Origin of the sequence: Bacterioplanoides sp. SCSIO 12839 (assembly GCF_024397975.1) — a bacterium.
In the GTDB taxonomy this organism is placed as follows: domain Bacteria; phylum Pseudomonadota; class Gammaproteobacteria; order Pseudomonadales; family Oceanobacteraceae; genus Bacterioplanoides.
Map to the genome: position 1 here is coordinate 1,538,574 of NZ_CP073745.1, position 25,687 is coordinate 1,564,260.

General features: G+C 47.5%; 19 protein-coding genes. 8 read left to right on the forward strand and 11 right to left on the reverse strand.

Annotation, left to right across the window (positions count from 1 at the left end):
* Positions 1 to 68: 68 nt before the first annotated feature.
* The 3 genes from KFF03_RS07175 to hrpB form a co-directional block, all read right to left on the reverse strand.
* The gene (locus tag KFF03_RS07175; protein ID WP_255860211.1) at positions 69 to 3,071 is read right to left on the reverse strand and encodes an Ig-like domain-containing protein; all 3,003 of its coding nucleotides are present in this window, start codon (positions 3,069 to 3,071) and stop codon (positions 69 to 71) included.
* Between the two features lie 17 nt (positions 3,072 to 3,088).
* On the reverse strand, positions 3,089 to 3,595 hold the full coding sequence (locus KFF03_RS07180) for a hypothetical protein (RefSeq protein WP_255860219.1): 507 nt from the start codon (positions 3,593 to 3,595) through the stop codon (positions 3,089 to 3,091).
* A gap of 147 nt (positions 3,596 to 3,742) precedes the next feature.
* Complete coding sequence (gene hrpB, locus KFF03_RS07185; protein WP_255860221.1) at positions 3,743 to 6,193, reverse strand: ATP-dependent helicase HrpB; 2,451 nt, start codon at positions 6,191 to 6,193, stop codon at positions 3,743 to 3,745.
* A 45-nt stretch (positions 6,194 to 6,238) separates the two neighbouring features.
* Here hrpB and KFF03_RS07190 point away from each other — a divergent pair, with 45 nt between their 5' ends.
* Positions 6,239 to 6,478 carry a tRNA (uracil-5-)-methyltransferase gene (locus KFF03_RS07190; protein WP_255860230.1) on the forward strand — a complete coding sequence of 80 codons (240 nt, stop codon included), beginning with the start codon at positions 6,239 to 6,241 and terminating at the stop codon, positions 6,476 to 6,478.
* Here KFF03_RS07190 and KFF03_RS07195 read toward each other — a convergent pair.
* Positions 6,475 to 8,721, reverse strand: coding sequence for an EAL domain-containing protein (locus tag KFF03_RS07195; protein ID WP_255860232.1), 2,247 nt, complete (start codon positions 8,719 to 8,721; stop codon positions 6,475 to 6,477). The genes KFF03_RS07190 and KFF03_RS07195 overlap by 4 nt on opposite strands.
* 125 nt (positions 8,722 to 8,846) lie before the next feature.
* Complete coding sequence (locus tag KFF03_RS07200) at positions 8,847 to 10,265, reverse strand: 3-oxoacyl-ACP reductase (RefSeq protein ID WP_255860234.1); 1,419 nt, start codon at positions 10,263 to 10,265, stop codon at positions 8,847 to 8,849.
* A 261-nt stretch (positions 10,266 to 10,526) separates the two neighbouring features.
* Here KFF03_RS07200 and KFF03_RS07205 point away from each other — a divergent pair, with 261 nt between their 5' ends.
* Positions 10,527 to 11,819: an acetyl-CoA C-acetyltransferase gene (locus KFF03_RS07205; RefSeq protein ID WP_255860236.1), complete on the forward strand. Its 1,293-nt coding sequence runs from the start codon at positions 10,527 to 10,529 to the stop codon at positions 11,817 to 11,819.
* A gap of 201 nt (positions 11,820 to 12,020) precedes the next feature.
* Positions 12,021 to 12,329 (forward strand): DUF3301 domain-containing protein, encoded by a 309-nt coding sequence (locus KFF03_RS07210; RefSeq protein ID WP_255860238.1) that lies wholly within the window; start codon positions 12,021 to 12,023, stop codon positions 12,327 to 12,329.
* A 24-nt stretch (positions 12,330 to 12,353) separates the two neighbouring features.
* On the opposite strand, the gene KFF03_RS07215 is transcribed toward KFF03_RS07210, so the two are convergent.
* Positions 12,354 to 13,055, reverse strand: coding sequence for a hypothetical protein (locus tag KFF03_RS07215; RefSeq protein ID WP_255860240.1), 702 nt, complete (start codon positions 13,053 to 13,055; stop codon positions 12,354 to 12,356).
* Positions 13,056 to 13,074: 19 nt separating this feature from the next.
* Positions 13,075 to 13,347: a DUF3820 family protein gene (locus KFF03_RS07220; protein WP_255860242.1), complete on the reverse strand. Its 273-nt coding sequence runs from the start codon at positions 13,345 to 13,347 to the stop codon at positions 13,075 to 13,077.
* Between the two features lie 178 nt (positions 13,348 to 13,525).
* Between KFF03_RS07220 and KFF03_RS07225 the strand changes: the two genes are divergently transcribed.
* On the forward strand, positions 13,526 to 14,185 hold the full coding sequence (locus tag KFF03_RS07225; RefSeq protein WP_255860244.1) for a flagellar brake protein: 660 nt from the start codon (positions 13,526 to 13,528) through the stop codon (positions 14,183 to 14,185).
* A gap of 66 nt (positions 14,186 to 14,251) precedes the next feature.
* On the forward strand, positions 14,252 to 16,876 hold the full coding sequence (locus KFF03_RS07230; RefSeq protein ID WP_255860247.1) for an EAL domain-containing protein: 2,625 nt from the start codon (positions 14,252 to 14,254) through the stop codon (positions 16,874 to 16,876).
* A gap of 97 nt (positions 16,877 to 16,973) precedes the next feature.
* On the opposite strand, the gene KFF03_RS07235 is transcribed toward KFF03_RS07230, so the two are convergent.
* Entirely contained in the window at positions 16,974 to 17,255 is a 282-nt protein-coding gene (locus tag KFF03_RS07235) for a pyrimidine/purine nucleoside phosphorylase (protein WP_255860249.1), read from the reverse strand.
* A gap of 45 nt (positions 17,256 to 17,300) precedes the next feature.
* Entirely contained in the window at positions 17,301 to 19,448 is a 2,148-nt protein-coding gene (locus KFF03_RS07240; RefSeq protein WP_255860251.1) for an ATP-binding protein, read from the reverse strand.
* A 315-nt stretch (positions 19,449 to 19,763) separates the two neighbouring features.
* Here KFF03_RS07240 and KFF03_RS07245 point away from each other — a divergent pair, with 315 nt between their 5' ends.
* On the forward strand, positions 19,764 to 21,680 hold the full coding sequence (locus KFF03_RS07245) for a DEAD/DEAH box helicase (protein ID WP_255860260.1): 1,917 nt from the start codon (positions 19,764 to 19,766) through the stop codon (positions 21,678 to 21,680).
* Positions 21,681 to 21,804: 124 nt separating this feature from the next.
* Here the strand turns inward: KFF03_RS07245 and KFF03_RS07250 are convergent, their stop codons facing one another.
* Together KFF03_RS07250 and KFF03_RS07255 are read right to left on the reverse strand one after the other, a co-directional pair.
* Entirely contained in the window at positions 21,805 to 22,602 is a 798-nt protein-coding gene (locus KFF03_RS07250; protein WP_255860262.1) for a tol-pal system YbgF family protein, read from the reverse strand.
* A gap of 137 nt (positions 22,603 to 22,739) precedes the next feature.
* Positions 22,740 to 23,615: a response regulator gene (locus tag KFF03_RS07255; protein ID WP_255860264.1), complete on the reverse strand. Its 876-nt coding sequence runs from the start codon at positions 23,613 to 23,615 to the stop codon at positions 22,740 to 22,742.
* Between the two features lie 177 nt (positions 23,616 to 23,792).
* On the opposite strand from KFF03_RS07255, the gene KFF03_RS07260 reads away from it, so the two are divergent.
* Both KFF03_RS07260 and KFF03_RS07265 read left to right on the forward strand, forming a co-directional pair.
* Positions 23,793 to 24,659 (forward strand): cation diffusion facilitator family transporter, encoded by an 867-nt coding sequence (locus KFF03_RS07260; RefSeq protein ID WP_255860273.1) that lies wholly within the window; start codon positions 23,793 to 23,795, stop codon positions 24,657 to 24,659.
* A gap of 20 nt (positions 24,660 to 24,679) precedes the next feature.
* The gene (locus tag KFF03_RS07265) at positions 24,680 to 25,684 is read left to right on the forward strand and encodes a hypothetical protein (RefSeq protein ID WP_255860275.1); all 1,005 of its coding nucleotides are present in this window, start codon (positions 24,680 to 24,682) and stop codon (positions 25,682 to 25,684) included.
* Positions 25,685 to 25,687 lie beyond the last annotated feature (3 nt).

Below are 25,687 nucleotides of genomic sequence, written 5' to 3' on the forward strand. Positions count from 1 at the left end.
TCCCGGCCTTAGCAAAACCGCAGCACATATGCTGCGGCCTGTGTACGAGAAGTATAGAAGGTAAATGCTCAGGCTGTGAATGTCTTTCTTCTGATTAGAGATAGAATTGTAACTAAAAGTAGTAACAAAGTGCCGTTGCCGCCACCTGAGCCGGTATCGATGGCTTCATCGTCGTTGTTAACAGGCAGTGCCAGTAACAAAAGCTCGAGTACCAGCTCATCAATACCCTGTGGGATCGGCTGTGTCAGCGTTGAGGCCTGACTGTGCTGGATGGTAATGGATTCAGGTGAAATGATGCTGAGGTCGAGTTGCGCTTCAAAACGGGTGACTGTATTGGACTCGTCCAGGGAAATCGTAAGATTATCCGAAGTACCGTCGCTCAGGTTTAAACGAACCTGTGGTCTTTCGCTGCTGAAGTTAAAGCCTTGTGCTGTGATTCGGCCCGTTAAGGTGAAAGGCGCGGTCGTTTTTTCCATTGTAACCGTCAAGTCTGTTTCGTTGGCACTGAGGATCACAGACTGATCAATAAAATCATCAGCAGTGATGGTTAACCGTATCTCTTCCTGTGGCAAAATCATCCGGGCATTACCGTTATCGTTGCTGCGAACCGATGCCGTTAGCTTCCAGTCTGCCAGACGATTATCTTCAGCATTAACACTGGCATTGCTGAGCGCATTAGCGGATGTATCTGTCACCTGAATGGACACATTTTTGCCCGCCAGCGTCTCAACCTGCTGTTCGCTGTCTGGAATATTGGGGCTGGCTGCCATAAATGTGATGTTTTCAGGTAGTTGCCCAGCCACTAATTCGAGATTTGCCGTCGCACGATTAAACAGTTCGTCCTGATCTGTTGCAGTAACTTCCGTAATTTCCTGGCCCGTGGTGTTCTGGAAGGAAAGTTTGTCTGTATCACTGCTGAGCGTAATATTGCTGCCGGCTGGAGCGCCCTCGATCCATAACTGTTGTTCAGCAAGATCAAGTAATGGTGTTGCACTGGTTACTAAGCGCAGAGGGCGTTCAATAAAAAAGTGGCTGCTGAGGTTATTGCTATCGGTTACATCGACACGATAAATACCGGCAAAGGCACCGGAGGTTGGGGGTGCCAGTTGATATCCAGAATCACTGTTCGTTAATAACCCATCCCGTTGCTCGCCATTAAAGAAAACCGCCAATGTCAGTTGGTTGTTGCCTCCTGAGAGCTGCAGGTCAGTCGTAGCCAGCCCGGCGCTAAGGGTTTCTCCGTTGCGAATTTGGTTATTTCCATCTGATAGCGTGAAAGCCGGATACGCGGTCACATTGAACATTTCAGAATCGTTATCCTGACCGTCATTGACAGATACGGTCAGATCGGTGATGCCGTTGAACCCATCGGCTGCTGTAATGATCAATGCAGCACCACTGATGCTGGCCTGAATACGAGCTGTTGACCCCGATACAGAGTAGGTGAGAGGGTCATTTTCGGCATCGGTTGCGCTCAGGTTAACCGTCAGAGTATCTCCGGCTAGTAATACCTGATTGCCAACGGGGGTTAGAACCGGAGCCTGATTAGATAAATTTGGATTACGCAGGTTAACCGCAAAGGTTTGCTGGTCGGTTTTATCCCCATCACTGACCTGAACGGAAACATTACTGCTACCAGTTATCCCTGCTTTCGGTGTGATGGTGAGCTGGTCTGCACTGATGGAAGCTGTCAGAGAGGCGCTATCAAAACTGGTGACTGAATACACCAGCGTGTTGCTGGCCGAATCAATATCGGTGGCCGACAGCGTAATGACAGAGGTATTGGTGTTAACCAGATCAATATCACTCTGAACATTAAATACCGGGGCATCGTTCACAGCATTGACTGTGACGTTAAAGCTGGTGGAATCGGTTAATGATCTGTCACTGACCTGAACAGTCACTGAGCCGTTACCATTAAAGTCAGCAATGGGGTCCAGCGTCAGAGTGGTGCCTGTAATACTGGCATTTAATTGGCTGGGGGCATTGGTAATGGAAAACGTCAGGCTATCGTTGTTGGCATCGGTTGCCGAAAGTGAGAGGGTTTTATCACTGTCTTCATCCAGGCTCTGATTGCTGATAGAAGAAATCACTGGGGCTGAGTTAGGTGAAGGAGGGGAAGCCAAGGTCCAGCCAATATCGACCAGTAATTGTGTTGCCAGACCCGGGTCGTCCAGAAACTGCGTGTAGCTGGGCTCCATAATTTCGTTAGGAGAAAGTGCCGAATCAAAGTGGCCGACGGATGAGCCGCCTTGATACGTTGAGGGGGCGTACATTCTCACGCTGCCACTGTTGATGCCGGAGGTAAATTCATTGGCCCGTGCATTGACGTTTGCACCAGACCAAACCAGATCGCCGTTGCTGATGAGTGCAGAGGCTCTTTGGCTCTGATTCATGTCTTTCAGCAAAATACCATTGCTCTGACGTTTGAGCTGGCGAGTATAGATATCAAAAACCTGTTGTGGACCAACGGAAGCGCCGGATGCGCCATCGGAACCTAATAGGCTTAAGAAGCCCATGCCATGCATAATTTCATGCAGCACAACCGGCAACAACGCACTGCCAGCGGAAGGATTATCATTGAAGCCGTAATACCAGCTGGTTCCGCCTAAACAGCTGGTGCCGGCATCCAGAGTTGAGTTGAACGTTGCATTAATTTCCAGATTCGCTGGGTCAATATCAGAGCCTGAAATCTGGTTATAAAGTGCATCTGGGTAGACAATAAAATCACCGCCACCTTGGTCAATAAAGGTGAAGTCAGCAGGCCCAGCCTGACCTAATACAGCGGAGCCGGGAGAACAGGTTAAAGGGTTAAACTGTGCATTAACCTGCACGGGCTGTTGAATATCAAAAACGGTATTGAGTATTTCAGCCGCTTTGTTAAATACATTGAGTCGTTGCTGTCCAAGCGTTGTTCCCGAATTTCCTCCGACGGCTGAAACTGCGGTAACGTCATTAAAACCTTCACCGGCCGAATCATTATTTACGATGGTGACGGCAGCTTGGGATGATATCGGGGCCAATAATGAAGCGGCAATCAAACTGCGGGATACGATAGTGGGGAGAGACATCTAGCCAGACCTCTTTGTTATTGTTGGGTGGAGTCAGCGGTTGGCTGAATTTGTCTCTCCGTGATATGAACTTTGCCGTCTTCTCCGATGACTGCAATCGAAACGGTTTCAAACTGACCCTGAGGGTCGAGTGAATAACTTCCATTCGGATTTTTGACCGCTTTTAGTTGATGCCGTGGAATTCTCTGAGCCTCAATATACGCATTAATTTCAACGGGAATGTCTATGTCCTGATCGTTGTGACTGTGCTCATGTTGACGTGAGTCAGTATGGTACGTTGCGTTTTCTGCCGGGTGAGTGTTCAGATCAGGCGTATGAATATGATTAGATTCCGCCTGGGAAGTCGTTTGAATGTTTGAGGGTGCTGGTGTTGTCGTTATTGCCGATGTCACTGCTTTCGATATCGCTGTAGACGGCTGTGCTTCAATCACAACCCTGTCTTTTGCTGAGTTGACACCCGTGATCAAGGCAATCAGTGCCACGGATGAGGTCAGGCCAAGTAATAGCAGTTTTGACTTTGTCACAGTACAACCCTTTCAGTCCACAAAGCAGAAGGCTTAAACCAGCCTAGTCTGGATGTCGATTTATAACAGCAGAATCTGGTAAATAATTGTGAGGCTTGGTTAATTTGCGAACCATTACCCAGTCAGAGTGTTTTTTTCTGCACAAGTTCACGTTTTTCGTTTGGTGAAGCGGGTTGCTTCGGCACTAAGCGGGTCCTCTGGCCATGGGTGTTTCGGGTAGCGGCCGCGCATTTCTTTGCGGACTTCCGGGTATGCGTTCTGCCAGAAACTGGCCAGATCCTGTGTCACGGCCAAAGGTCTTTGGGCCGGAGACAATAGATGAATCATCAGTGGAAGTTTTCCCTGCAAGACCATAGGTTGCTGTGGCACACCAAACATTTCCTGCAGTTTAACGGCCAGCACTGGTGGCGATTGCTGATAATCGATGGCGATTCTGGAGCCGCTGCTCACTTGCCAATGTGTCGGCAATAGTTGCTCCAGCTGTTGTTGCTGGGGCCACTCAAGACGGGACAATAATGCTGATTTCAGATCCAGTTTTTTCAAGTCACGCAAATGGCGGCAGCCATTCAGGTAAGGGAGTAGCCAGGTGCTCAGCTCATCGATCAGGACTGACTCTGTCATGGCTGGAATCTCAGGAAATTCAGAGCGGAGGTATTCGCAACGCTGGCATATATTTTTGCTGGCCGTATCCCATGGTAAATCCTTTAAGTCATGGCTTTGAAAATAGTTCAGCCAGGCAATTTGCCAATCACTTTCTGTTAGTTCAGAGATGGCCTGTGAGCGCCAGATAATGCTTCCTAATTTTTGCTGTTGGCGAGCAAGTAGATGGCCATTTTCCTGCCATTCAATAGCGATGTGATCTGCTAATAATTCCGGACAGAGCTGAATTAATTGCTCGATGTCGGCATCGGATAACTCAGCGGCTTGCCGGATAACGGGCTTTTGGCCAGAAATATGAGCAATGGCCAACCATGGACTTCCGTTCAGGTGAGAATGGTGGGAAAGACTGACACCGGTTCCTGAAGTTAACAGGTACTGATCACTGCTGTTATGGCGCTGCCGGGCGATACGATCCGGGTAGGCAAGGGCAATGACTAATGCCAGATTTTCTGCGCAGTTATCGGGTTGCAGGGATAACGTCTTAATCCAGCCATTGGCCAGTTGTTGAGCCTGTTGATGTTGTGAGGGAGACAGTCGTCGAAAAGCCGACTCAAGGTCATCGGGCGATTGGCTCAGGCGTTCACATAATTGCAGGCGGGCAATACACAAAGCTGCCGCTTGACCAAATCCCAGTTGCTCGGCTGTTAGCAGGGCATGCCCCCAACGGGGCGACAGACCAGATGCTGCAATGCGCTCACCGTGCTGATTCAGGCCATTTTCATCGGCATTTAACATGCCCAATTGTTGTAACAGTTGTTGCGCCCGGGATAATGCCGCGGTTGATGGGGAAGTCAGCCAGGTGGCATCACTGGCGGAGATTCCCCAGGCGTATAACGACATCAGCAGAAACGATAAGTCACTGCGTTCGATCTCAGCACTCAAGTGTGCCGGGCGTGTTACATGGCTGCTTTCAGACCAAAGCCGATAACAATGGCCATGGGCCTGACGTCCGGCGCGGCCACGACGTTGATCCGCTGAAGCCTGCGAAATCATACTGCTGTCCAGCCGTTCCAGACCGGAACGAACATCAAATTGTTGTGTTCTTTCCAGACCGCTGTCGATCACAATACGAACACCATCAATGGTGACCGAACTTTCGGCAATATTGGTCGCCAGAATGATTTTTCGCCGTCCGTCGCTGTCAGGTCTGAGTGCTTGTTTTTGTGCCTGATCGGATAAGCGGCCATGTAATGGAAAAATCTGGCAGTCCGGGAAATCGCACTGTGCTAATAACGCATCAATCTCGGCAACACCGGGCAGAAACACCAGAATATCGCCGGGCTGTTGCTGTTTTAATATTTCGTAAATAACGCTGACGCAATGTTTGGCCAGTTCATTTTTATGCTGGCTTAAGGGCGTTGAAGGAGGGCGATAGTGTGTTTCTACAGCAAAACTACGGCCATCGCTGATCACCACCGGTGCTGCCAACTTTTGTGCTAACGCCTGTTCGTCCAGTGTGGCTGACATCACCAGAATTTTCAGGTCATCACGGAACACCTGCTGACAATTATGTGCCAGTGCTAATCCTAAGTCAGAATGCAGATTTCGTTCATGAAACTCATCAAATATAATCAGTCCAACGTCAGATAGTTCCGGATCCTCCAACAACATGCGTGTCAGTAATCCTTCGGTAATGACTTCAACCTGAGTGGTCTGACGGACTACACTTTCGGAACGCATCCGGTAACCCACTGTCTCACCACAAGGCTGGCCAAGTTGCTGTGCCATAAACCGTGCGGCATTACGGGTAGCGATACGGCGCGGCTCCAGCATCAGAATTTTTTTGTCTGACAGCCAGGCTTCATCCATCAGTGCGATGGGCACGCGTGTTGTTTTACCTGCCCCTGGAGCAGCGACTAAAACAACATTGTTGTGTTGTTGCAGTTTGCCTTGAAGTAGAGGCATAACCTCATCGATGGGTAAGGACGCGTGGTTCATATGTAAGTTTATGATGGATATTTCGCAAGACGTTAAAAAGTCGTCATGTTAGCCTATTCGGGCATTCAGGTGTGGGAAAGAGGTAATCGTATGGTCGCTAAAAATTCGTCTTCAAGTGTGGTGGATTTTGCCAAGGCCAGTCAACGCCGGCGTGAAGACAAAGAGCATCAGCGTAAAGAAACTCAGGTCAATGATATACGAGAGCGTTTCGAAAAAGCGCTACCGGAAAAGAAAACACCGGTAAAAGATTTTTTACGTAAAAAGAAGGCCAGCAAAAAACGCTAAGGTGTTGTTGGGGGATTACCCGAAACCGCGTCTTTTGATTGCTGCTCATTAAAGAGAAACATCTCAATGGAGATCGCATCCAGCGGTCGCGATAAAAAGTAGCCCTGAATACTATCGCATTGCTTTTGTTCCAGCTCAGATAGTTGTTCCTGTTGCTCGATCCCTTCGGCAATTACCTGCATATCTAGGCTGTGGCCCAGAGAAATAATGCTATCTACCAGAGCTTGTTTGCGTTTGTCTCCAATCATGTCGTCGATAAAACTTTTATCGATTTTTAATTTGTCGACCGGGAATGCGGACAGGTAGGACAAGGATGAAAAGCCGGTGCCAAAGTCATCCAGGGCAATCTGCACCTGATTGTTTTTCAGTTTCTCAAGAAAGTTCTGTGTGTCTGCCTGGTTTTGAATAAACAAACTTTCGGTAATTTCAATGGTGAGTTTGCTCGGGCAAACCTCAGCTTTCTTAATTTGGCCAAGAATATGATCGGCCAGTTCATTGTCGAAAAACTCAGCGGTTGACAAGTTAACCGATACTGAAAGATCAAAACCTAACTGGGAAAAGTGTTTAATTTGTTTTAGCGCTGCTTCCCGTACCCAATAACCAATTTCGCGGATAATGCCGGTTTTTTCAGCCAGAGGGATAAAAATATCCGGTCGTACCAAGCCTCTGTCCGGATGATTCCAGCGCACCAGCGCTTCCAGCTGTGTGATCGAGTTACTTTTCAGATCAAGGATCGGCTGATAATGCAGTTCCAGTTCATTGCGCTCTACGGCGTGGCGTAAATCCTGATGCATTAATGCCTGATCGACGGCTTCTTGTTGCATCTCCTGAGTAAAGTGCTTGCAGGTGTTACGGCCGGCGGCCTTAGCGGCATACAATGCCTGGTCTGCGGCTTTCATCAGTTGTGAGATGGTGCCGCCGTCTTCAGGGAAACGTGCAATCCCCAGACTGCTGGAAATACGACATTCTTTGACCTGCCGTAATTTAAATGGTTTGCTCAGATTAGACAGGCAATGTTGAGTCGTTTGCTCTGTGCGTTGGCGATCATCGCCGGAGATGATAATGCCGAACTCATCTCCCCCTAGACGGGCAAGGGTATCACCTGGATTCAGGCAATTCTTTAGCCGGTTAGCGGCCTGAATCAATAATTCATCACCCGCATCATGGCCGTGGTTGTCATTCACTTCTTTGAAGTAGTCCAGGTCGAGAATGGCGACACTGAACGACACGTTCTTGTGATTTCCCTGTTCAATCGCCCAGGTCATGTGTTCGTAAAACAGGTTGCGGTTAGGGAAGTTGGTCAATACATCGTAATTGGCCAGATATTGAATGGTTTCTTCGGAACGTTTTCGCTCAGAAATATCACTGATCAAAGCCACACTTTTAATGATGTTGCCGTTTTTGTCATGAATTGCTGAAAAACAAATCTCGGCGGTGTAGGTTTCCTGGTTTTTGCGCTTGCCCTGAATTTCTGATGTCCAGCTACGTGATGGCGGCAGCTTGGCAATAATTTCCCGAAAGTGATCCAGTTGGTCTGGGGTGCTGACCAGAGTATCCGGAGTTTTGCCCATAACGTCTTGTTCAGAAAACCCGGTGATATGAGTGAAGGCCGGATTAACCCCAGAAATCAGGAAGTTTTCATCGGTTGTGATCATGCCCATTGGCAGGTGCTGAGCAACCAGAGTGCTGAGCTTGCCCTGGGTTTGTGCGCGACTGTGTTCGATACCAAAACGTGCCAGCCTGGAGGCTTCAAGAATCAGTACGATATCTTCAACAGAAGGAGCTTTCGGCTCGTTGTAATACATCGCAAAGGTGCCGAGCACCTGGTTATTGGCACCAAAAATGGGCTGTGACCAGCAGGCTTGCAGATTACCAATTGCAGCCAGCTCTTTGTAGGGTTGCCAGAACGGGTGGGTATTGATGTCTTCGACAACCACCAGTTCTTTGTTGTATGCAGCGGTACCACAACTACCGACACCCTGGCCAATTTCAACACCATTGATGCCATCAATATATGCTTGTGGTAACGAAGGTGCAGCACCGTGCGTCAGGCGCAATCCATCTTCACTGAGTAACAGCACAGACGCTAGACAGCCAGGTTGACGTTCCTGGATCAGGTAGCACAGTTCATCCAGCAGCGTATAAAGTGAGTGTCCGGACACCATGAGCTCCAGCAGATGGCTGTAGCGACTTAACGAAACAACAGGGTTCGGGCTTTCCGGATTGGTATGATTTGCGGACATACACAGCGTCAACTTAAAGTATTAAGTACAGTTTAGCTGCGAATTATAAAACTTCAGTAGTTTTTTGAAATTCCCTGTGAATCTATTGCGGATTCATCAGGAAATTTCATTCGGCTAATCACATATCAGGCGCCAACCAGAGATTGGCCACAAACACGTACAACGTTGCCAGAGACCCCTGAAGCCGCAGGGTTGGCGAAAAATGCAATGGTTTCAGCGACATCAACCGGTTTTCCACCCTGAGACAAGGAGTTCAGACGGCGTCCGACTTCCCGGGTCATCATTGGGATTGCGTCCGTCATTGCAGTTTCAATAAAGCCAGGCGCAACGGCATTGATGGTGATTTTTTTCTTTGCCAGCTCATCTGCCATAAACTGTACGTAGCCAATCACACCGGCTTTCGAAGCGGAATAGTTGGTTTGTCCAACCTGGCCAGCAATACCATTCATGGAAGAGACGCAAATGATACGGCCGCCGGCTTTGATGGTTTTTTGCTCAAACAACGCCTGATTGATACGTTCTTCTGCAGCCAGATTGATATCAATAGTCATTTGCCACCAATGCTCAGGCATGTTGACCAGTGTTTTATCACGGGTTATGCCAGCGTTATGAACGATGATGTCAGCACCACCCAGTTCTTTCAGTTTGTCTGAAATTGCCTGTGGTGCGTCTGCCGATGAAATATCTGCCAGTAGAAGGCTACCGCCGATTTCGGCCATCACACGCGCCAGGTCGGTTTCTGCGGCCGGAATATCGAGGCCTAACACCTGGGCACCATCCCGTGCCAGGGTTCGGGCAATGGATTCACCAATACCACGTGAAGCGCCGGTGACCAGTGCTACTTTGCCAGACAGTGGTTTGTGCCAGTCTGGGTATTCGACGGTTTCTGCCTGACGAATGGTAATCACCTGACCGTCGACGTAAGCCGATTTTGCCGACATTACAAAGCGGAAGGTGGCATCCAGGTTGCTCTCTGCGCCTTGCTCAACGTAAATAGCTTGTGAAGTTGAGCTTTTTTTGCCGATTTCTTTGGCAACGGAACGGCTGAAACCTTCGAGGGCACGCATGGCTGCGGCTTGTTCGCCGGATGTTGCCTTCAGGTGTGGGCGGCCTAAAGCCAGTACACGGCCATTGCTGTTCAGTTGGCGCATCACCGGGTTAAAAAACGTGTAGAGTTGGTCAAGATCTGGTGCATGTTGGAAGCCAGAAGCATCAAAAACCAGCGCATCAAACTTACCCGTCATATTTTTGCTGATTTCAATTGCCGTTATCTGAACCTGATTGGCTTCCGCAGCGGCGGTAATGGCAGCGGCTGTTTTTGCATTAGCTGGAAAATACACATTGGCTTTGGCATCTTTCAGGTTGCGCATAATGTCATTCAACAAGGCTGCGTCGTCACTGGCACCAATCAGCACATTACCTTCGAAATAACTGGCTTGATCTGCACGATAACGTTTTAACTCAATTGGGGTTGGTAACCCGACTGTTTTCAGTAAATTACGACCTATATTGTTGTTCAGCAGTGATTCGTAAAAGTTGCCCATGATGATTTCCGTCTGTCTTTTTTATAACGTTACGCTTTGTGTGCTCAGGTCAGTTGGTATGTAGGTATCACGCTGGCCCACCCATTAACGGCATAGTATATCAATATACGTTGGTTAAATTGTCTGGGAATGGGCCTGCTTGCGTCAGATCAGCCAATGCTCTGTTGACGGCCTGCTGTCTACACTGCTGCCAGGATAACAGCTTTATTTTTTGCTGTTGATTGTGTGTTGTTAATCTTACATTGATATCAGGATTCCGAAATGACTCAGACCGTTCGCCGTGTCGCTATTATTGGCGGCAACCGTATTCCTTTTGCCCGCTCTAATACCATTTATTCTCATGCTTCTAACCAGGATATGCTGACGGCGGCACTGAATGGTTTGGTCAATCGTTATAACCTTCAGGGAGAAAAAATAGGCGAGTTTGTTGCCGGTTCTGTGATTAAGCACAGTCGTGATTTTAACTTGGCCCGTGAAACCTTGTTGAGTACAGCACTCGATCCAATGTCTCCGGCAACAGATATTCAGCAGGCGTGTGCAACGGGCTTACAAGCTTGTATGCAGGTTGCTAACAAAATTGCCTTAGGTCAGATTGAGGTGGGAATTGCTGGTGGTTCGGATACCACCTCAGATGCACCGATTGGTGTATCAGAAGGGTTGCGTAAAATTTTGCTGGATGTGAATCGCGCCAAAACAACCGCTGAGCGTCTTAAATTATTGGCTAAAATTCGCCCGAAACATCTGGCACCGTTAGTTCCTCGAAATGGTGAACCTCGTACCAATATGTCGATGGGCGAACATACTGAAATTACCGTTAAAGAGTGGGGCATTGCTCAGGATGAGCAGGATCAGATTGCTTTTAACTCTCACACCAACCTTCTGAAAGCCTATGAAGATGGCTTTTTTGATGATCTGATCTCCCCATACCTGGGGCTGGAAAAAGACAACTCTGCTCGTGAGCCTAACCTGGAGAAAATGGCGACACTGAAACCGGCGTTTGATAAAAAAAGTGGTAAAGGAACGTTAACCGCCGCTAATTCTTCGGCACTGACGGATGGTGCTTCTGTGGTGTTAATGGCGTCTGAAGAGTGGGCCAAAGAACATGGTTTGCCTGTTCGTGCTTACCTGAGTTTCTATGAAACAGCGGCGGTTAATTTTGTAGGTAAAGAAGCGGAAGGTTTGTTAATGGCGCCGGCCTACGCAGTGTCAACGATGCTTGATCGTGCTGGGCTGACTTTACAGGACTTCGATTTCTATGAAATTCATGAAGCTTTTGCCGGGGTGGTCGCGGCGACTTTAAAAGCCTGGGAAGATGAAACTTTCTGCAAAGAAAAGCTGGGTCGTGATAAACCCCTGGGTGCCATTGATCGCAGTAAGTTAAATATCCGTGGCTCTTCTATTGCTACCGGCCACCCATTTGCAGCGACCGGCGGCCGTATTGTTTCGTCCTTGGCTAAAATGCTGGAAGAGAAAGGGTCCGGTCGTGGCTTGATTTCCATCTGTGCCGCTGGTGGTCAGGGCGCGGTGGCCATTCTGGAACGCCCGGAAGCTTAATAAGTTCGCACTCATAGAATGTATTGAGCGTTATATATTGAGCGTTATATATTGAGCGTTATATATTGAGAGTGTGCGTCTGAATAAGTGTTGCTGAGAATGCGATTAGCCGTTTTCAGCAGCACTTTTTTGTTTTTACAGGCTTGTTTTTTCTTCATTTCGGTAGCATATCAAGTCACAGATATTGATTCGGAAATGACTATGTTGGGCTGGATTTTCTTTTTCTCGCTGGTTGCTGTGCTGTATTTGTTCTGGAATAAACAGCAACAAGCCCGGGTACTGGCGTTGAAGGTGGTGCGTAAACACTGCGAACAACAAGGTTTACAGTTGCTGGACGATACCTTGTTGTTGGATGGTTTACAGTTGCGTAAGCGTGGTGTTGGCTGGCGACTGATTCGTTGTTATCGGTTTGATTTTTCATCGACGGGGGATGAGCGCTACTCCGGGCAGATTTACCTGGCGGGTCGTCGTGTCGAACAATTAGAGCTGGATATTCACCGTATGCACTGAATATCCGGCTTTAAGATTTATGAATTACAGCTGCATAAACTCCAATAGCCAACGACCAACACGGTCGGCATCCATGGGCTGATTTAACGTATTCATCCCTTGCTGATAACGTGATTCGCCAATGTTTTCTTTGCGCCGTGGTAATAAGCGCGCTAAATATTCTGCCGTGAATTCAGGGTGGCCCTGAAAGGCCAGGATGCGTTGATCAATAAAAAACGCGGCATTGTCACAAAACTCACTCTGAAACAGCTTTTTGGCATTGGTGGGCAAGCGTTCTACCTGATCCTGATGGCTGTATATCAGGCGAATATGAGACGCGTCATCATTCAGCCAGGCCGGATGATGAATAACCTCTGTGGTATGGACACCTATGCCCCAGCCTTTTTCACTTTTGCCCGCAAATCCTCCCAGGCTGTGCGCCAGTATCTGATGGCCAAAACAGATGCCGGCAATCTTTTCTTTGCGCTCAAACGCCTGTTGTATCCAGCTGGATAATTCACTGATCCACGGAAGAGAGTCATAAACGCCGGCTTTGGAGCCGGTAATCAGGTAGGCATCACAATCATGGGCCTTTGGCAGTTCACCGTTTTGTGCATCATAGAAACGTATATCGGGTGTTGTACCCAGGCGTTGAAAAAAGGCGGCGAACATCTGGCCGTAAGATTGATAATCCGACAGCAAATCTTCATATAAGGTATCTGTTTCCAGGATGCCAAGCCGTATCATGTCAGCTATTCCTACTGTGTCAGTGAAATTGATCAGAAGTTGGGGTGTTTGAAGCCTGAACCATTTTTTGAACGGCCGGGTCTTTTCTGAGTGGCTCCAGAATTTGCTCCAGGCCATTGATCCGTATTTCCAGTGCCAGGCTAAGCAGGAATCCTAAACGGCCCGATGGCATACCTTGTTTGTTCATCCAGAGTAAATATTCTTCCGGAATATCAATCAGCACACGCCCCTGAAACTTGCCGTAAGGCATGGTGGTGGTAATCAGTGCAATCAGGTCCTGCTTATTAAACATGCGATGTTGGCCTTGGTATAACGCTGAAATCAATATTCTATAGTTTTCAATCACTTATCAATAGCTCTGAGGATTTAACCGGATTGTCTGATTTTTCGTATCAACGCGAGGATTGGCAGGAAAAAAATAGTCTCTGGTCTACACTCTAGGCGTAGCAAATGAGTTATTAGGTGATCACTTGGCCGCTGACGCAGGCAAGCCAAAGCGCTTTGAAGAGTTAAAGCTGTTGCCAGGACAGGCAATTCAGCTGGAGTTTGATGGTTATTCTGATGAACGTGACCGCAGTAGCCTGGTGGGTTATATGGCAGGTCGTTCGATCATTGTGTCCACACCGATGAAAAATGGTTCTCCTTTGCCGTTAAAAAACGGTATGCCATTGGCAGTACGGTTTTTCGCGGCGCAATGGAACAGCGCCTGTGCTTTTAAAACTGAGGTGATTCATGTTTCAAGAATCCCTTTTGCGCACATCCATCTGGCCATGCCAAAAGAGCTGGTTCTGGGTGAGGTTCGCAGCTCAGTGAGGGCAAAGGTCAGTTTGATTTGTTCGGTGTTGTATGGGACAGAACAACAGCACAAGGTATCCGCACGTATTACTGACTTGAGTTTGGGTGGAGCCAGAATCGTTGCACGACAGCTGCCCGTCGTTGAAGGGGATAATTTGACGATCACCGCTCAGGTATCGGTAAGCGGTGTGGATCGCATCATTAAAGTCAGTGCTATCGTCCGGTCAGTGAATACGGAAGAAACTCAGGTTGCAGTGGGTGTTCAGTTTCAGGAAATGAGCGATTCAGATCGCATCACTTTGCACGCCTATGTGCTGACGAATCTGAATACCTGACAGAAAAAAGCCTGTAATAGAAATAGCCGTTGGTATTAACAACAGTCGCCTGTACGGAGTATGTATTTGAAGTATCCGGGCAAAACGTCAATACGGCGTTCGATACAATCCGTTGGTAAGCACGATGAGCGCTTGTTGCCACTGGACTTGTTAATCGAGCGTTGTATCAAGGTCTTTTTAACCACCCGATCTGAGGTATTGGATACCGATTTGAAAGTGGCGCTGACACAGCTCTGTGTACAGTTGAAAGCTGATTATTCCTTATTTTTTATCAGTCCTGATGAAAATCATGCCGATTCTTATATGGTGGAATCCGGCGTACCTGCACAAGTGGATTATGACGTACGTATCTTGGCCAGGAATCTGTCTGACTGGCGTGAGTTGATCGCGGATCATCGTGTGCGTGTATTAAATCCAGCGGACTCAATGACGCGTTCTGAACAACATATCTGGCAAACGATGCAACCAACAAGCTTGCTGATTGTGCCGGTGATTGGTCGACAATCAGAAGGGGGTTGCCTGTTTTTTGCCTTGTCTGAGGCAAAAGACTTATCGGAAGCCGAATCGTCACTGTTATCAACCTTTGCACAGCTTTGTTATCTGGTGGTGGATCGGACTCGTGTGGTTGATCATTTGCAACGGCGAGAGCAATTATTATTTCGTACAGAGCGGTTAGCAAAAATTGGCAGCTGGCGCGATGACATTATTAATGATCGCATTAATCTGACACCTCAGGCTGCTGAGATTCTTGAGTTACCGGCAGGTACCCAATCGATTCGTCTTGCCCGTTATATTGATTATGTTCACCCGGAAGACAGAGAGCGTTTTTCAACAACGCTGAAAAACAGTTATAGCACGGGTGAAGCCACTGAAATGATTTATCGGATTTTATTGCCTTCGGGTAATGAAAAATACATTCATGGCTTGGGTGAAACGATTCAGAATAACCATGGGATAACCATTGCACGTAGTGGTTCTATTCAGGACATAACCGACCAACAAGCGAAAGATCGTCGCTTACATCAGGCATCAGTTGTGTTTGAGTCAACCATGGAAGGTATCGTGATCACCGATGCCAGTGCTTGTATTGAGGCGGTGAATCCGGCTTTTACCAATATTACCGGTTATGCTGAGCATGAAATTCTTGGCAGGCCAATCTCTGTTTTAAAATCCGGACAATATGGTCGCGATTTTTATCACAATATGTATGCCGCCATTGATAATCATGGTTATTGGCGTGGGGAAATCTGGAATCGTAAAAAAAGTGGCGAATTATTTCCGGAATGGCTGACGATTACAGCAGTGCGAGATGGCAATCAGCGAGTCAGTCATTATGTGGGTGTTTTTTCGGACATGTCCAAAATAAAAGAGTCTGAGCAACAGCTGGAGCATTTGTCTTTTTATGACTCGCTCACCAATTTGCCAAACCGGGCGCTGTTGTTGAACCGGTTGGAAAGTGCGCTTGAAAAATCCCATAACAGTCAGAATAAACTGGCGTTAATTGCCATCGATCTGGATCATTTTAAACATATCAACGACAGCCTGGGTCATCCGGCCGGAGATCGATTGTTACAGGCTTTTTCTCATCGTTTACGAAAACGCTTGCGAGACAGCGATACCGTTGCACGGCTGGGCGGCGATGACTTTATGGTGGTGCTGGAAGGGATCAGCAATATTGATCAGGCAAAATCGGTTGTTGATATTATCCAGGGATTATTAAAAACACCGTTTGATGCGGGGGTTGGTCAGGAGCTGTTTATCAGCGTGTCGATGGGGATTACGTTGTATCCGGATCATGGCAACTCTGTGACACAGCTGCTTAGTAATGCCGATGTCGCTATGTTTCGAGCCAAAAAGCATGGCCGCAATGGTTATCAGTTCTACAGCAATGATATGACTCAGGCGGCTTCCGATCGCCTTGAATTGGGTAATCAATTGCGCAAAGCTTTGCAACGGGATGATGAATTGCAGCTGTATTATCAGCCTCAGGTGTGCATCAACAGTGGTAAGGTGATTGGGGCAGAGGCGTTAATGCGTTGGTACCACCCGACAGAAGGTATTATCTCTCCCGGACGTTTTTTACCGGTCGCGGAGGATAATGGCCTAATGCCGGAGTTGGATGGTTGGGCATTAAAATCCGCGTGTAAAACCATCAGTCGCTGGCAATCAGAGCAGCGAGAACTAATACAGGTTGCGGTTAACATTACGCAGCCAACGTTTGTTGCCGGTGGGCTGGTTGAATTGCTGGAAAAATTGCTTCAGGAATATCAGATTTTGCCAGGCTGGCTCGAGCTGGAAATTACTGAAGGTGCTCTTCTTGAGCCAACCCCACAAGTGCTGGAAACCATTGCAGGGTTAAAAAAGCTGGGCGTGGCGCTCGCTGTTGATGACTTTGGCACCGGTTATTCATCGTTAGCGTATCTGCATCGTTATCAGGTCGATAAGTTAAAAATTGATCGCAGTTTTGTTAATTCGATTGAGCACCAGGATGAAGGTAAGGTTATCACCACGACGATTATCAATATGGCAAAAGGCCTGGGGTTGGATGTATTGGCTGAAGGTGTAGAAACACAGCAGCAGCTGGATTTTTTACGGCAAAATCATTGTGAAATCTATCAGGGGTTTTTATTCAGTAAACCATTGCCGGTTGATGATATGGAAACTCTGATGTCGGAAAAGCTAGACTTGTAAAAGAGAAGGGCTACAGAAAAAGAGAAGGGCTACAGAAAAAGAGAAGGGCTACATCGCAAACACAATTCTGAAAAGGTAATACGATGTAGCCTGAGCATTATTCGTAAGTGCAGAAATATGCGGTATCTGCAGTTACTTTAACCTGAAATTTAACATTGGCGTCAACGTTAAAAGATTCGCCCTGAGCAATCGTTTGAAAGGCATCTGCGCCCGGTAATTTAACGTCCATGCTGCCGGATACCACTGTCATCACTTCTTTTTGGCTTGTGCCAAACTCATAATCACCTGCAACCATCACACCGACTGTTGCTGGCAGTGTTGCCGTTTGCAGACCAATCGACTTAACTTTGCCATCAAAATATTCGTTAACTTCCAGCACGTTACGTACTCCACAATAGATTAAAAGGGCGCGCAGTATAATGCTTCAGACTGAATCTGTCTTCCCGTCGGCCGATAACGGATCTGGCAGAGTGATGACATAGCGTGTTCCCAATTCCGGTGTGCTGGTAACCGTCACATTCCCGCCCAGTGTTTGTGTCACCAATTGATGGATAACATGGGTGCCCATGCCACTGCCGCCCTGATCCCGGCGAGTTGTGAAAAAGGGCTCAAATACGTGATTAACGACGGACTCACTCATGCCTTTACCATCGTCACGGTATATCAGAGTAATACGATCTTTATCTCGCTGTGCACTGATCTGGATATGGCCGCTTTGACCTTCTTCAAAGGCATGGATTAGCGAATTCATAATCAGGTTAGTCATGATTTGTGACAGGGCGCCCGGATGCCCTGACAGGTAAATTTTTTCCGGGCAGGATAAATCAATGGTGATGGGGCGGTATTTATAGTTCGGCCGCAAAGAACTGATAATACTGGTGAGGTAGTCGCCGAGTTCAAACTCCCGCAACTGATCACTGGCCTGATCAACCGCAACCTGTTTAAAGCGACTGATCATATCGCTGGCCAGGTTCAGATTTTTCATTGAAGCATCAACCTGTTCCCGCAGACTGTGCAATAACGGATGAATGTTTCCCTGTGATAATGAGCTGTCTTGTGATGGAGAGGGTGTTTGTGACGACGGGGTTGTTTGTGAGTATGCGTCCAGTTGTTCTTCTAATGTTTCTATGGCGGTAATGGCAACGCTGAGCGGAGTGTTCACTTCATGGGCCAGGCCTGCAACCAGCTCTCCCAGTGCCGCATATTTCTCCATATTGACCAGTTGTTTCTGGGTTATTTTTAGCTCTTGTAATGCGTTGATGGCTTCTTCTTTACGTGCCTGAAGTTGCTCAGTTCTCTCAGCCACTTTTTCTTCAAGGCGAAAGTTAAGGTCGGCTATCTGAGCTTGGCTTTGTTGCAGCTCATGGTTGCTGTCTGATAAGCGTTGGGTAAAACGTTCAATCTGTTCAGCCAGGATGTTGAATGTCGAAATAATCGGACTGAACTCATTGTTGCCATCATAGGTCATCGGATGAATACGGGTTTTAGGGTTATCACGATTGGCTTCGACGGTTGAGGTTAATAAGGCCTGAATTTGTTCGAAGGGCTTAAATAAGATTTCCAGGATCAGTGCCATGATGGCGATAAACAACAACGCCATGGCTATGCCGATGGTATATGTATCGGAGCGTTGTTGTTCAACCAGCTGAGCAAAATCTGCATCCGGTACCACAACACCAAAAATCAAGCCCGAACGTGTTTTTCCACTGTAAATGTGATGGCCTGGCTGATGTGTTAACTCAATAATGGCGTTGTTTTTTGTCTGGTTGTTATCCAGGTGTTGAGTGTTATCTGGGTGTTGATTCTGAAATAACTCAACTAATTGCTGTTGTGTGGTTGCTGCCAGTTGATGACTGAGCAGTGGTTGTGGGTTGTCAGGATGAAATAAGAAAATCTGACTATTTGGCGTGAACACAGACTGATTCAGATATGACAAGGCGGTTTCCATCGACCAGTCAACCGTAGCCATGCCAAGAATGGTTTGCTGTTGATCAAACATCAGTGCATCAACCGTCATCATTAACGACTCAGTACCCGCTTCGTCGCGATAGGGGGGAGTCCAATAAATCTGTACCTCAGGCATAACATTGCGCGGCCAATCTGGCGGGATGGCCAGCTGATACCAGGATTGCTCCGGATAATTGTAGGTGTCACTGTTTAATTCCCAGCTAAACACTACGCCCTGGCTGGTACGATAGGCATAAGGTCCCATCAAACGTTGCGCCGGCGAGTAGCGATAGGGTTCAAACCAGATGCCACCACCTAAGGCCTGTGGGAAAGACCGAAAAGTCTTCAGTAATAAATCTGAAAACGCTTTTTCTGTGGCATTAAGATCCAGCTTGCGGGCGTGTACCAGCTCACCGGAAAGCGCCAGTGCTCGAGCGCTTCGCTCCATCTCACTGGCGAGGGCATCAAAATGCTGCAAACGTGATAACACGGTGGTGCGAATCTGAACCTGTCCTTGTTGTTGAAGGGAATCGCTGATGTCATGACTGAAGCGGAAGATAACAACAGCAAAACCAACCAGTTGCAGGGTGATAACGGCAAATAACAGGCGTGTTTTGATACTCATGGGCAACTGGCTCGTGCACGGATCTGAATTCAGATTAGCAGTTTTTTGATTACGCTGTCTTGCCAGTGAGAGGCTGAACAGGAATATCGAGAGCTGTCTCAGATACAATTAGCTACAGAATCGACAAAGAAAGTATGAGCACTATGCCAGGCTTTTATGTATAATCGCCGCCCTTTTAAACCCCTAGTCGGGCATCGCCGTCCTGTTGGCAAGTCTTTATCCCTTTCAGAAGGTTGCTTTATATAAGCAACATCCGGGTACTTGTGTGAGAGTGAATACGGCCTACGCCCAGCTTTCTGATACACAGGTACACTAATGAGTGAATCAACGCCTACAGGCTTCGCCAGCCTGGGTCTGCCCTTTTCTATTCTTCGCACGCTGGAAGAGTTGGGCTACGAAGAACCATCGCCAATTCAGGCATCCAGTATTCCGTCTTTATTGGAAGGACGTGATGTGCTGGGTATGGCACAAACCGGTACCGGTAAAACAGCAGCATTCTCGCTGCCGATTCTGGCGCGCACACAAGCTGAGCTGAGTGCTCCCCAGGTATTGGTGCTGGCACCTACCCGTGAATTGGCGCAACAAGTTGCTGAAGCAGTTAAGACGTACTCCAAATACCTGCCGGGCATTAATGTGTCGGCTATTTATGGTGGTACTGATTATGGTACGCAGTTACGTGAATTAAAACGTGGACCGCAGTGGGTTGTTGGTACGCCGGGTCGTGTGATGGATCACCTGCGTCGTGGCACGTTAAATCTGTCAGACATCAAAGCCGTGGTGCTGGATGAAGCCGATGAAATGTTACGCATGGGTTTTATCGACGATGTTAACTGGATTCTGGAGCAGGCACCCAAACAGCGTCAGGTGGCATTATTCTCAGCCACCATGCCAAAAGAAATTCAGGCGGTTGCAGAAAAACACCTGAATGACCCGGTACAGGTAAAAATCAAAGCCAAAACCACCACCAACGATAAAATTCGCCAACGTTATTGGTTTGTTGGCGGCGCGCATAAAAATGACGCCTTGCTGCGTATTTGTGAAGTGGAAGACTTTGACGCCATGATGGTGTTTGTACGCACCAAGCAGGCCACCGAAGAAGTTGCTGATTTTATGCAGGCTAACGGCTTTAAATGTGCGCCATTAAATGGTGATATTCCGCAGCAATTGCGTGAAAAAGCGGTTGAAAAGTTAAAAGCCGGCAAGCTGGATATCCTGGTAGCTACCGATGTTGCTGCGCGTGGCTTAGACGTTGAGCGTATCAGTCACGTCATTAACTACGACATTCCTCAGGATACTGAATCTTACGTTCACCGTATTGGCCGTACCGGTCGTGCTGGTCGTGAAGGTGAAGCGATTGTATTTGTTCGTGGCCGTGAAAAACGTATGTTGCGTGATATCGAAAAAGCGACTCGTCAGACTATCGAAGAAATGCCGTTACCAACGGCAAAAGATGTGAATGCTAAGCGCAAAGAACGTTTCCAGGCTCAGATTCTGGACGCGGTACACAGTGAAAAGAACCAGGTGTTCCGTGAAATTATCGAGCAGCTGCTGGTTGAAAACCCAATTGATACGCTGGATTTGGCAGCAGCACTGGCGAAATTAGTGCAAGGTAACAAACCGTTATTCCTGGATGAAAAAGCCGACGCCCGGATGATGGAGCGTAATTCACGCGATCGTCGTGATGACCGTGATAACCGTCGTGAACGGGATGATCGTCGTGGTGATCGTCAGGATCGTGGCCCCCGCAGCAAAGCGATGCCGGAAGAGCAGGCCAAAGCATTAAAAGGTCAGCCTGAGGTTGATATGCAGCGTTATATGGTCGCTGTGGGTTACAACGATGGTTTACGCCCAGGTAACCTGGTGGGCGCTGTTGCCAATGAAGCGGAATTAGAAAGTAAGTTTATTGGTCATATCGAAATTCTGGAAAACTTCTCCGTTATCGATTTACCTAACGGTATGCCACCGGCCACTTTGTCTGTACTGAAAAAGGCCAAAGTATGTGGCCGTTCGCTGGATATGAAAGAGTATAAAACCTCTGATATTCCTAAGAGTGATGGCCGTAAGCGTACTGATCGTCCGGATCGTGGCCCTAAAAAGCCTCACCGTGGCAAACCTGGTCAAGGCGGTAAGCCAAGTGGTGGTAATAAAGCCGGGCAGGGCGGTAAAGGTTATGAGCGTGGTGAGCGCCGCAATGATAAGCCAGGCTTTAAGAAGCGTAAGCCAAAAGAATAAGTGCAATCATTGATGCAAAAAAAGGAGCTGATGCTCCTTTTTTTGTGTCTGTTTCTCGGGCTGTCATAAATAGCCTTCGAATCAGATAGCCAGTTTGACTATGACTGCTCTGTTTGCTCTGAAGTTAGTTCTGGCGATTAATCAACTGACTCGCTTTTTGTGAAGCGCCACGCGCCACAGACGTTTGCGGAAATTCAGCCGTAATTTTACGGAAATAGGCCAGTGCTTTACGGTTGTCGCCATGGCGATTGTACGGACTCATATAAATAAGGCCCAGTTGGTACAGTGCTTTGGCACGCATTTCATCCGATGAAGCTTTGTTATCATAGAGAATCAAATACACCCCTTCGGCTTCTTTAACGCGTTCATCGGTGATGGCGCGCTCACTCATCGGCGTTAGCTCGGCATCGAATGGAGTGTCGTTTTTAGACAGTAGCTTGGCGCGGTTAACCTGTTTCAGGAGCTGCTTGGCGTTGAGCTGGACAGATTTGCTTTGACGTTTATCCAGGATGGCCAATCGTTTGTTGACACGCTCTTTAACCCGGGAGTCTGGAAATTCAATATTGTGCTGGTTGAAATAAGCACGGGCTTTCACATCGTCACGATCATCGTTGTAACGGTTCATATAAATTAAGCCAATCTGATACAGGGCCAGTGACTTAATGTTCTGGCTGTAATCCGGGTCAGAATAGCCTTTCAGGTAGGTGGCGACGGCCATCTCGGTTTTACCGCGCGAGATGGATTGGACTGAAAAAGTCAGCAGGTCGGGTTCTTCCTGAAGCGCTGCCGCGGCGCGGACTTTAATATCTTCATCGTGACGAACAATACTGTGGCCAGCTCCTTCGGCGATAAGAATCGGTGTGGCCGCAGCACATCCCCCGAGTAAGGTGATCACTGCCAATAGCGAAATAATTCTGATCATTTATTGTTTCCCTGATCGGATTCCAAAATATAAATAATCGTAAATTGTAACTATGTGTAAACCAAATAAAAAGGTGCTGATGGGCCAGTTACACCTTTATTACAGGAGTTGATCAGGGGGCGCTAATTGATATTGATCTAAATAAGAAATAGAAACGCTGCGCTTGTTGCCAGTGCGCTGATAATACCGGTTAAGACACCGATAAACACCGCCTGTTTTTTACTGGTTTGTGCCAATTGTTGTATTTCAGCGATGTCTTTAGCCAGAGATTCTTTGGTTTCCGTATTTTGAACATTAATGATGTCGTTGAGATCAGCCGCCGCTTTTTTAGTGGTTTTTTCTGCAACTAACGTCGCCAGGCGTTGATTCAGAGGGCGGGTATTTTTAAATAAAACCTTTGGCTCCAATGCATCGTTCAGGTTTTTCTCAAGGCTTTCATAGCGCTGTAGCCAATGGCGTTGTGCCAGTTTAATTTCGTGCGTCTGAGCATTTTGTAACTGTTGTGTTGAGCTGTCTAACCCTGCAGTGATTTCTGCCTTGGCTTCTGCAATAGCAATTTTGAGATGCTTTTGAACCAGTTTGTCGATTTCAATCAGCGGAATATTAGCCTGATCCGTCACGGGAAGGTCGTCATCGTTGGCAGCGAGTTCGCTCAGAGACTCAATCACCGACATAACGGCTTCCTGATTTGCAGGTTTTGCCAGAACACCCTCAGCCCCATGCGATTTTGCCATGTTGAAATAGTCTTCACCTTCTTTCGAGGTGTACATGATGGTAGGGATGGTGGCCGTCTTAGGGTTGGCTTTGATCATCTGTGTGGCTTCCAGGCCGTTCATGCCTGGCATCATATGATCCATAAAAATCACGTCTGGCTGGGACTTGTCGAGAAACAGCAATGCAGCTTCGGCACTTTCTACCGCTTCTGATTCAACATTCATTTTATTCAGCATACGTTGCAGCATCATCCGTGCTGATTTTGAATCATCAACGACCAGCGCATGTTTCACAGGCATATTGTTCCCCAATCCCCAAAGTGAACGGCTATAGAATCAATTTGTTTAATGTGGGTCAAGATGAAACTGCGCGATACGAACGGCAGTTCAGAAAAAGGTGATCGGGTTATCCTAAATAGTGCTGCTTTCCGCTATAGTGATGGCTTTGATACTAATAATGAATCCTCAGGAAATAGCATGGGTAATTCTGAGTCGTCACGCTTAGTTTTGGTTGCAGCTTATGCGTCCGTATTCGTGGCTGCTGTTTTGTTGTTGGCAAAAGCGATCGTCTGGTCTTTTAGTGATTCAACCAGTGTGCTTTCTTCAATGCTGGATTCCATTGCCGATATTTTTGCCTCAATCGTTAACTTTTTTGCCATTCGTTATGCGTTGATGCCACCTGATAAGGGACACCCGTTTGGCCATGCAAAGGCAGAGGGCATCGCTGCGCTGGTGCAAGCTGCCTTTATCAGTGGTTCTATGATGATGGTACTGCTTCAGGTGGTTGACCGGATCTTTTACCCAAAAGAACTGGCGGCGCTGCCTGAAAGTATTGGAGTGATGGTTTTTTCAACCATTTTGACAGCATGCCTGGTTATTTTTCAGCGCTGGGTTTATCAAAAAACACAGTCGCTGGCTGTAAAAGCCGACTCTGCCCATTATTTCAGTGACATCCTGACCAATATCGCCGTTGTGGCAGCATTGGTTGGTGTATCGTTGGGTTGGCTGTGGATGGACCCGTTAGTTGCTCTGGTGGTGGTTATTGTCCTGGCAAAAAGTGTCTGGGATATTATTGTGATGGCGTTGAATGTCCTTATGGATAAAGCGTTGCCGGCTGAAACGGAATCCCGGGTTGCTGAAATAATCAATCAGCATCCAGATGTTGTCGGTTTTCATGACCTGAAAACCCGACAAGCAGGCCAGGTTCAGTTTATTCAGTTTCATCTGGATCTTCCTGCGCAATTATCACTTCGCGAAGCACATGCTATCGGTAATCACGTCGAGCAGGATATTTGCAACCAGTTTCCGCAGGCGCAAGTGCTGATTCATCATGATCCGGTTTAAAGAGAGGTGAGCACTTTCTAATGCTTTTGCGAACTTTGCTGACCTGTTTTGTAGCCGTTTTTAGTCTGGCAGTATCCGGTTTTACCACGCCCACGTATCAGCCTGAATTCCTCGAGTTCGACTTGCCACAGGGTGACGCGGTGTCAGAGGTTTATCAGGAAGAAACCCGGGTTACGAAAGATATTATGGACCGATCAAAAGACTGGTTGGTCGCTTATCTTGATGGCATCTCGGGCAATATTGACGCATTTTTTGTTGATACCTTTTTCAGTGAAGAGATTGTTTCGGATGATGTTGCCGGCAGTCGTGCAAAGTTCTCATTTTATACTCGTCGCGAGCTGGGAGAGCCCGTTGATTATAAATTTGGGGTAAGTGTCAAAATGGCATTGCCTAACAGTAATGAGCGACTGAAGTTATTGGTTGAATCAGAAGATGAAGACGCTTTACGTGAAGCGGATCCGATTGAGAGTGTCGAAAACGTCGAATATACCGCTGCATTACGATTTATCATTAATGAAACCGACCAGTGGAAAACGAATATTGATGGCGGTGTTCGCTGGGGGTTACCACCGGATCCGTTTGTTCGTCTGCGGGCCCGGAGATACGCTTATTTTTCTGAGTGGGAGCTGAAAGCTACTCAACGTTTTTCGTATTTCACCACAGATGGTTGGGAATCCGAGTCGGACGTGCAGCTTAACTACCCCCTTAATATTAATAAACAATTCCGCTTCAGTACCCGTGCGGACTATTTATTAAATGATGGTTTTTTTGAATTGGGCTATGGAGCGGGCCTGTATCATCGATTCAGCAAAAAAGCAGCATTGGGTTTTGTCGCCAGTGCAAATGGTGATACGCAGTTTGGCGCAACGTTTGATTCTTATGCTGCCGGTATTCGATACCGACAGCAAATCTGGAAGCAGTATGTGTTTGCCGAATTATCCCCTGAGTTTATCTGGACTCGGGAAACTCAATACGAAAGCACACCGGTGATTATGTTTCGTTTAGAAACCGTCTTTTCTCAATAAACC

Bases quoted from the DNA above. Each gene is read 5' to 3' on its own strand.
- KFF03_RS07255 (WP_255860264.1), bottom strand. From the start codon at position 23,615: ATGCCTGTGAAACATGCGCTGGTCGTTGATGATTCAAAATCAGCACGG.
- KFF03_RS07265 (WP_255860275.1), top strand. From the start codon at position 24,680: ATGCTTTTGCGAACTTTGCTGACCTGTTTTGTAGCCGTTTTTAGTCTG.
- KFF03_RS07260 (WP_255860273.1), top strand. From the start codon at position 23,793: ATGGGTAATTCTGAGTCGTCACGCTTAGTTTTGGTTGCAGCTTATGCG.
- KFF03_RS07245 (WP_255860260.1), top strand. From the start codon at position 19,764: ATGAGTGAATCAACGCCTACAGGCTTCGCCAGCCTGGGTCTGCCCTTT.
- KFF03_RS07220 (WP_255860242.1), bottom strand. From the start codon at position 13,347: ATGTTTAATAAGCAGGACCTGATTGCACTGATTACCACCACCATGCCT.
- KFF03_RS07200 (WP_255860234.1), bottom strand. From the start codon at position 10,265: ATGGGCAACTTTTACGAATCACTGCTGAACAACAATATAGGTCGTAAT.
- KFF03_RS07210 (WP_255860238.1), top strand. From the start codon at position 12,021: ATGTTGGGCTGGATTTTCTTTTTCTCGCTGGTTGCTGTGCTGTATTTG.
- KFF03_RS07215 (WP_255860240.1), bottom strand. From the start codon at position 13,055: ATGATACGGCTTGGCATCCTGGAAACAGATACCTTATATGAAGATTTG.
- KFF03_RS07175 (WP_255860211.1), bottom strand. From the start codon at position 3,071: ATGTCTCTCCCCACTATCGTATCCCGCAGTTTGATTGCCGCTTCATTA.
- KFF03_RS07250 (WP_255860262.1), bottom strand. From the start codon at position 22,602: ATGATCAGAATTATTTCGCTATTGGCAGTGATCACCTTACTCGGGGGA.
- KFF03_RS07240 (WP_255860251.1), bottom strand. From the start codon at position 19,448: ATGAGTATCAAAACACGCCTGTTATTTGCCGTTATCACCCTGCAACTG.
- KFF03_RS07195 (WP_255860232.1), bottom strand. From the start codon at position 8,721: ATGTCCGCAAATCATACCAATCCGGAAAGCCCGAACCCTGTTGTTTCG.
- KFF03_RS07190 (WP_255860230.1), top strand. From the start codon at position 6,239: ATGTTAGCCTATTCGGGCATTCAGGTGTGGGAAAGAGGTAATCGTATG.
- KFF03_RS07205 (WP_255860236.1), top strand. From the start codon at position 10,527: ATGACTCAGACCGTTCGCCGTGTCGCTATTATTGGCGGCAACCGTATT.
- hrpB (WP_255860221.1), bottom strand. From the start codon at position 6,193: ATGAACCACGCGTCCTTACCCATCGATGAGGTTATGCCTCTACTTCAA.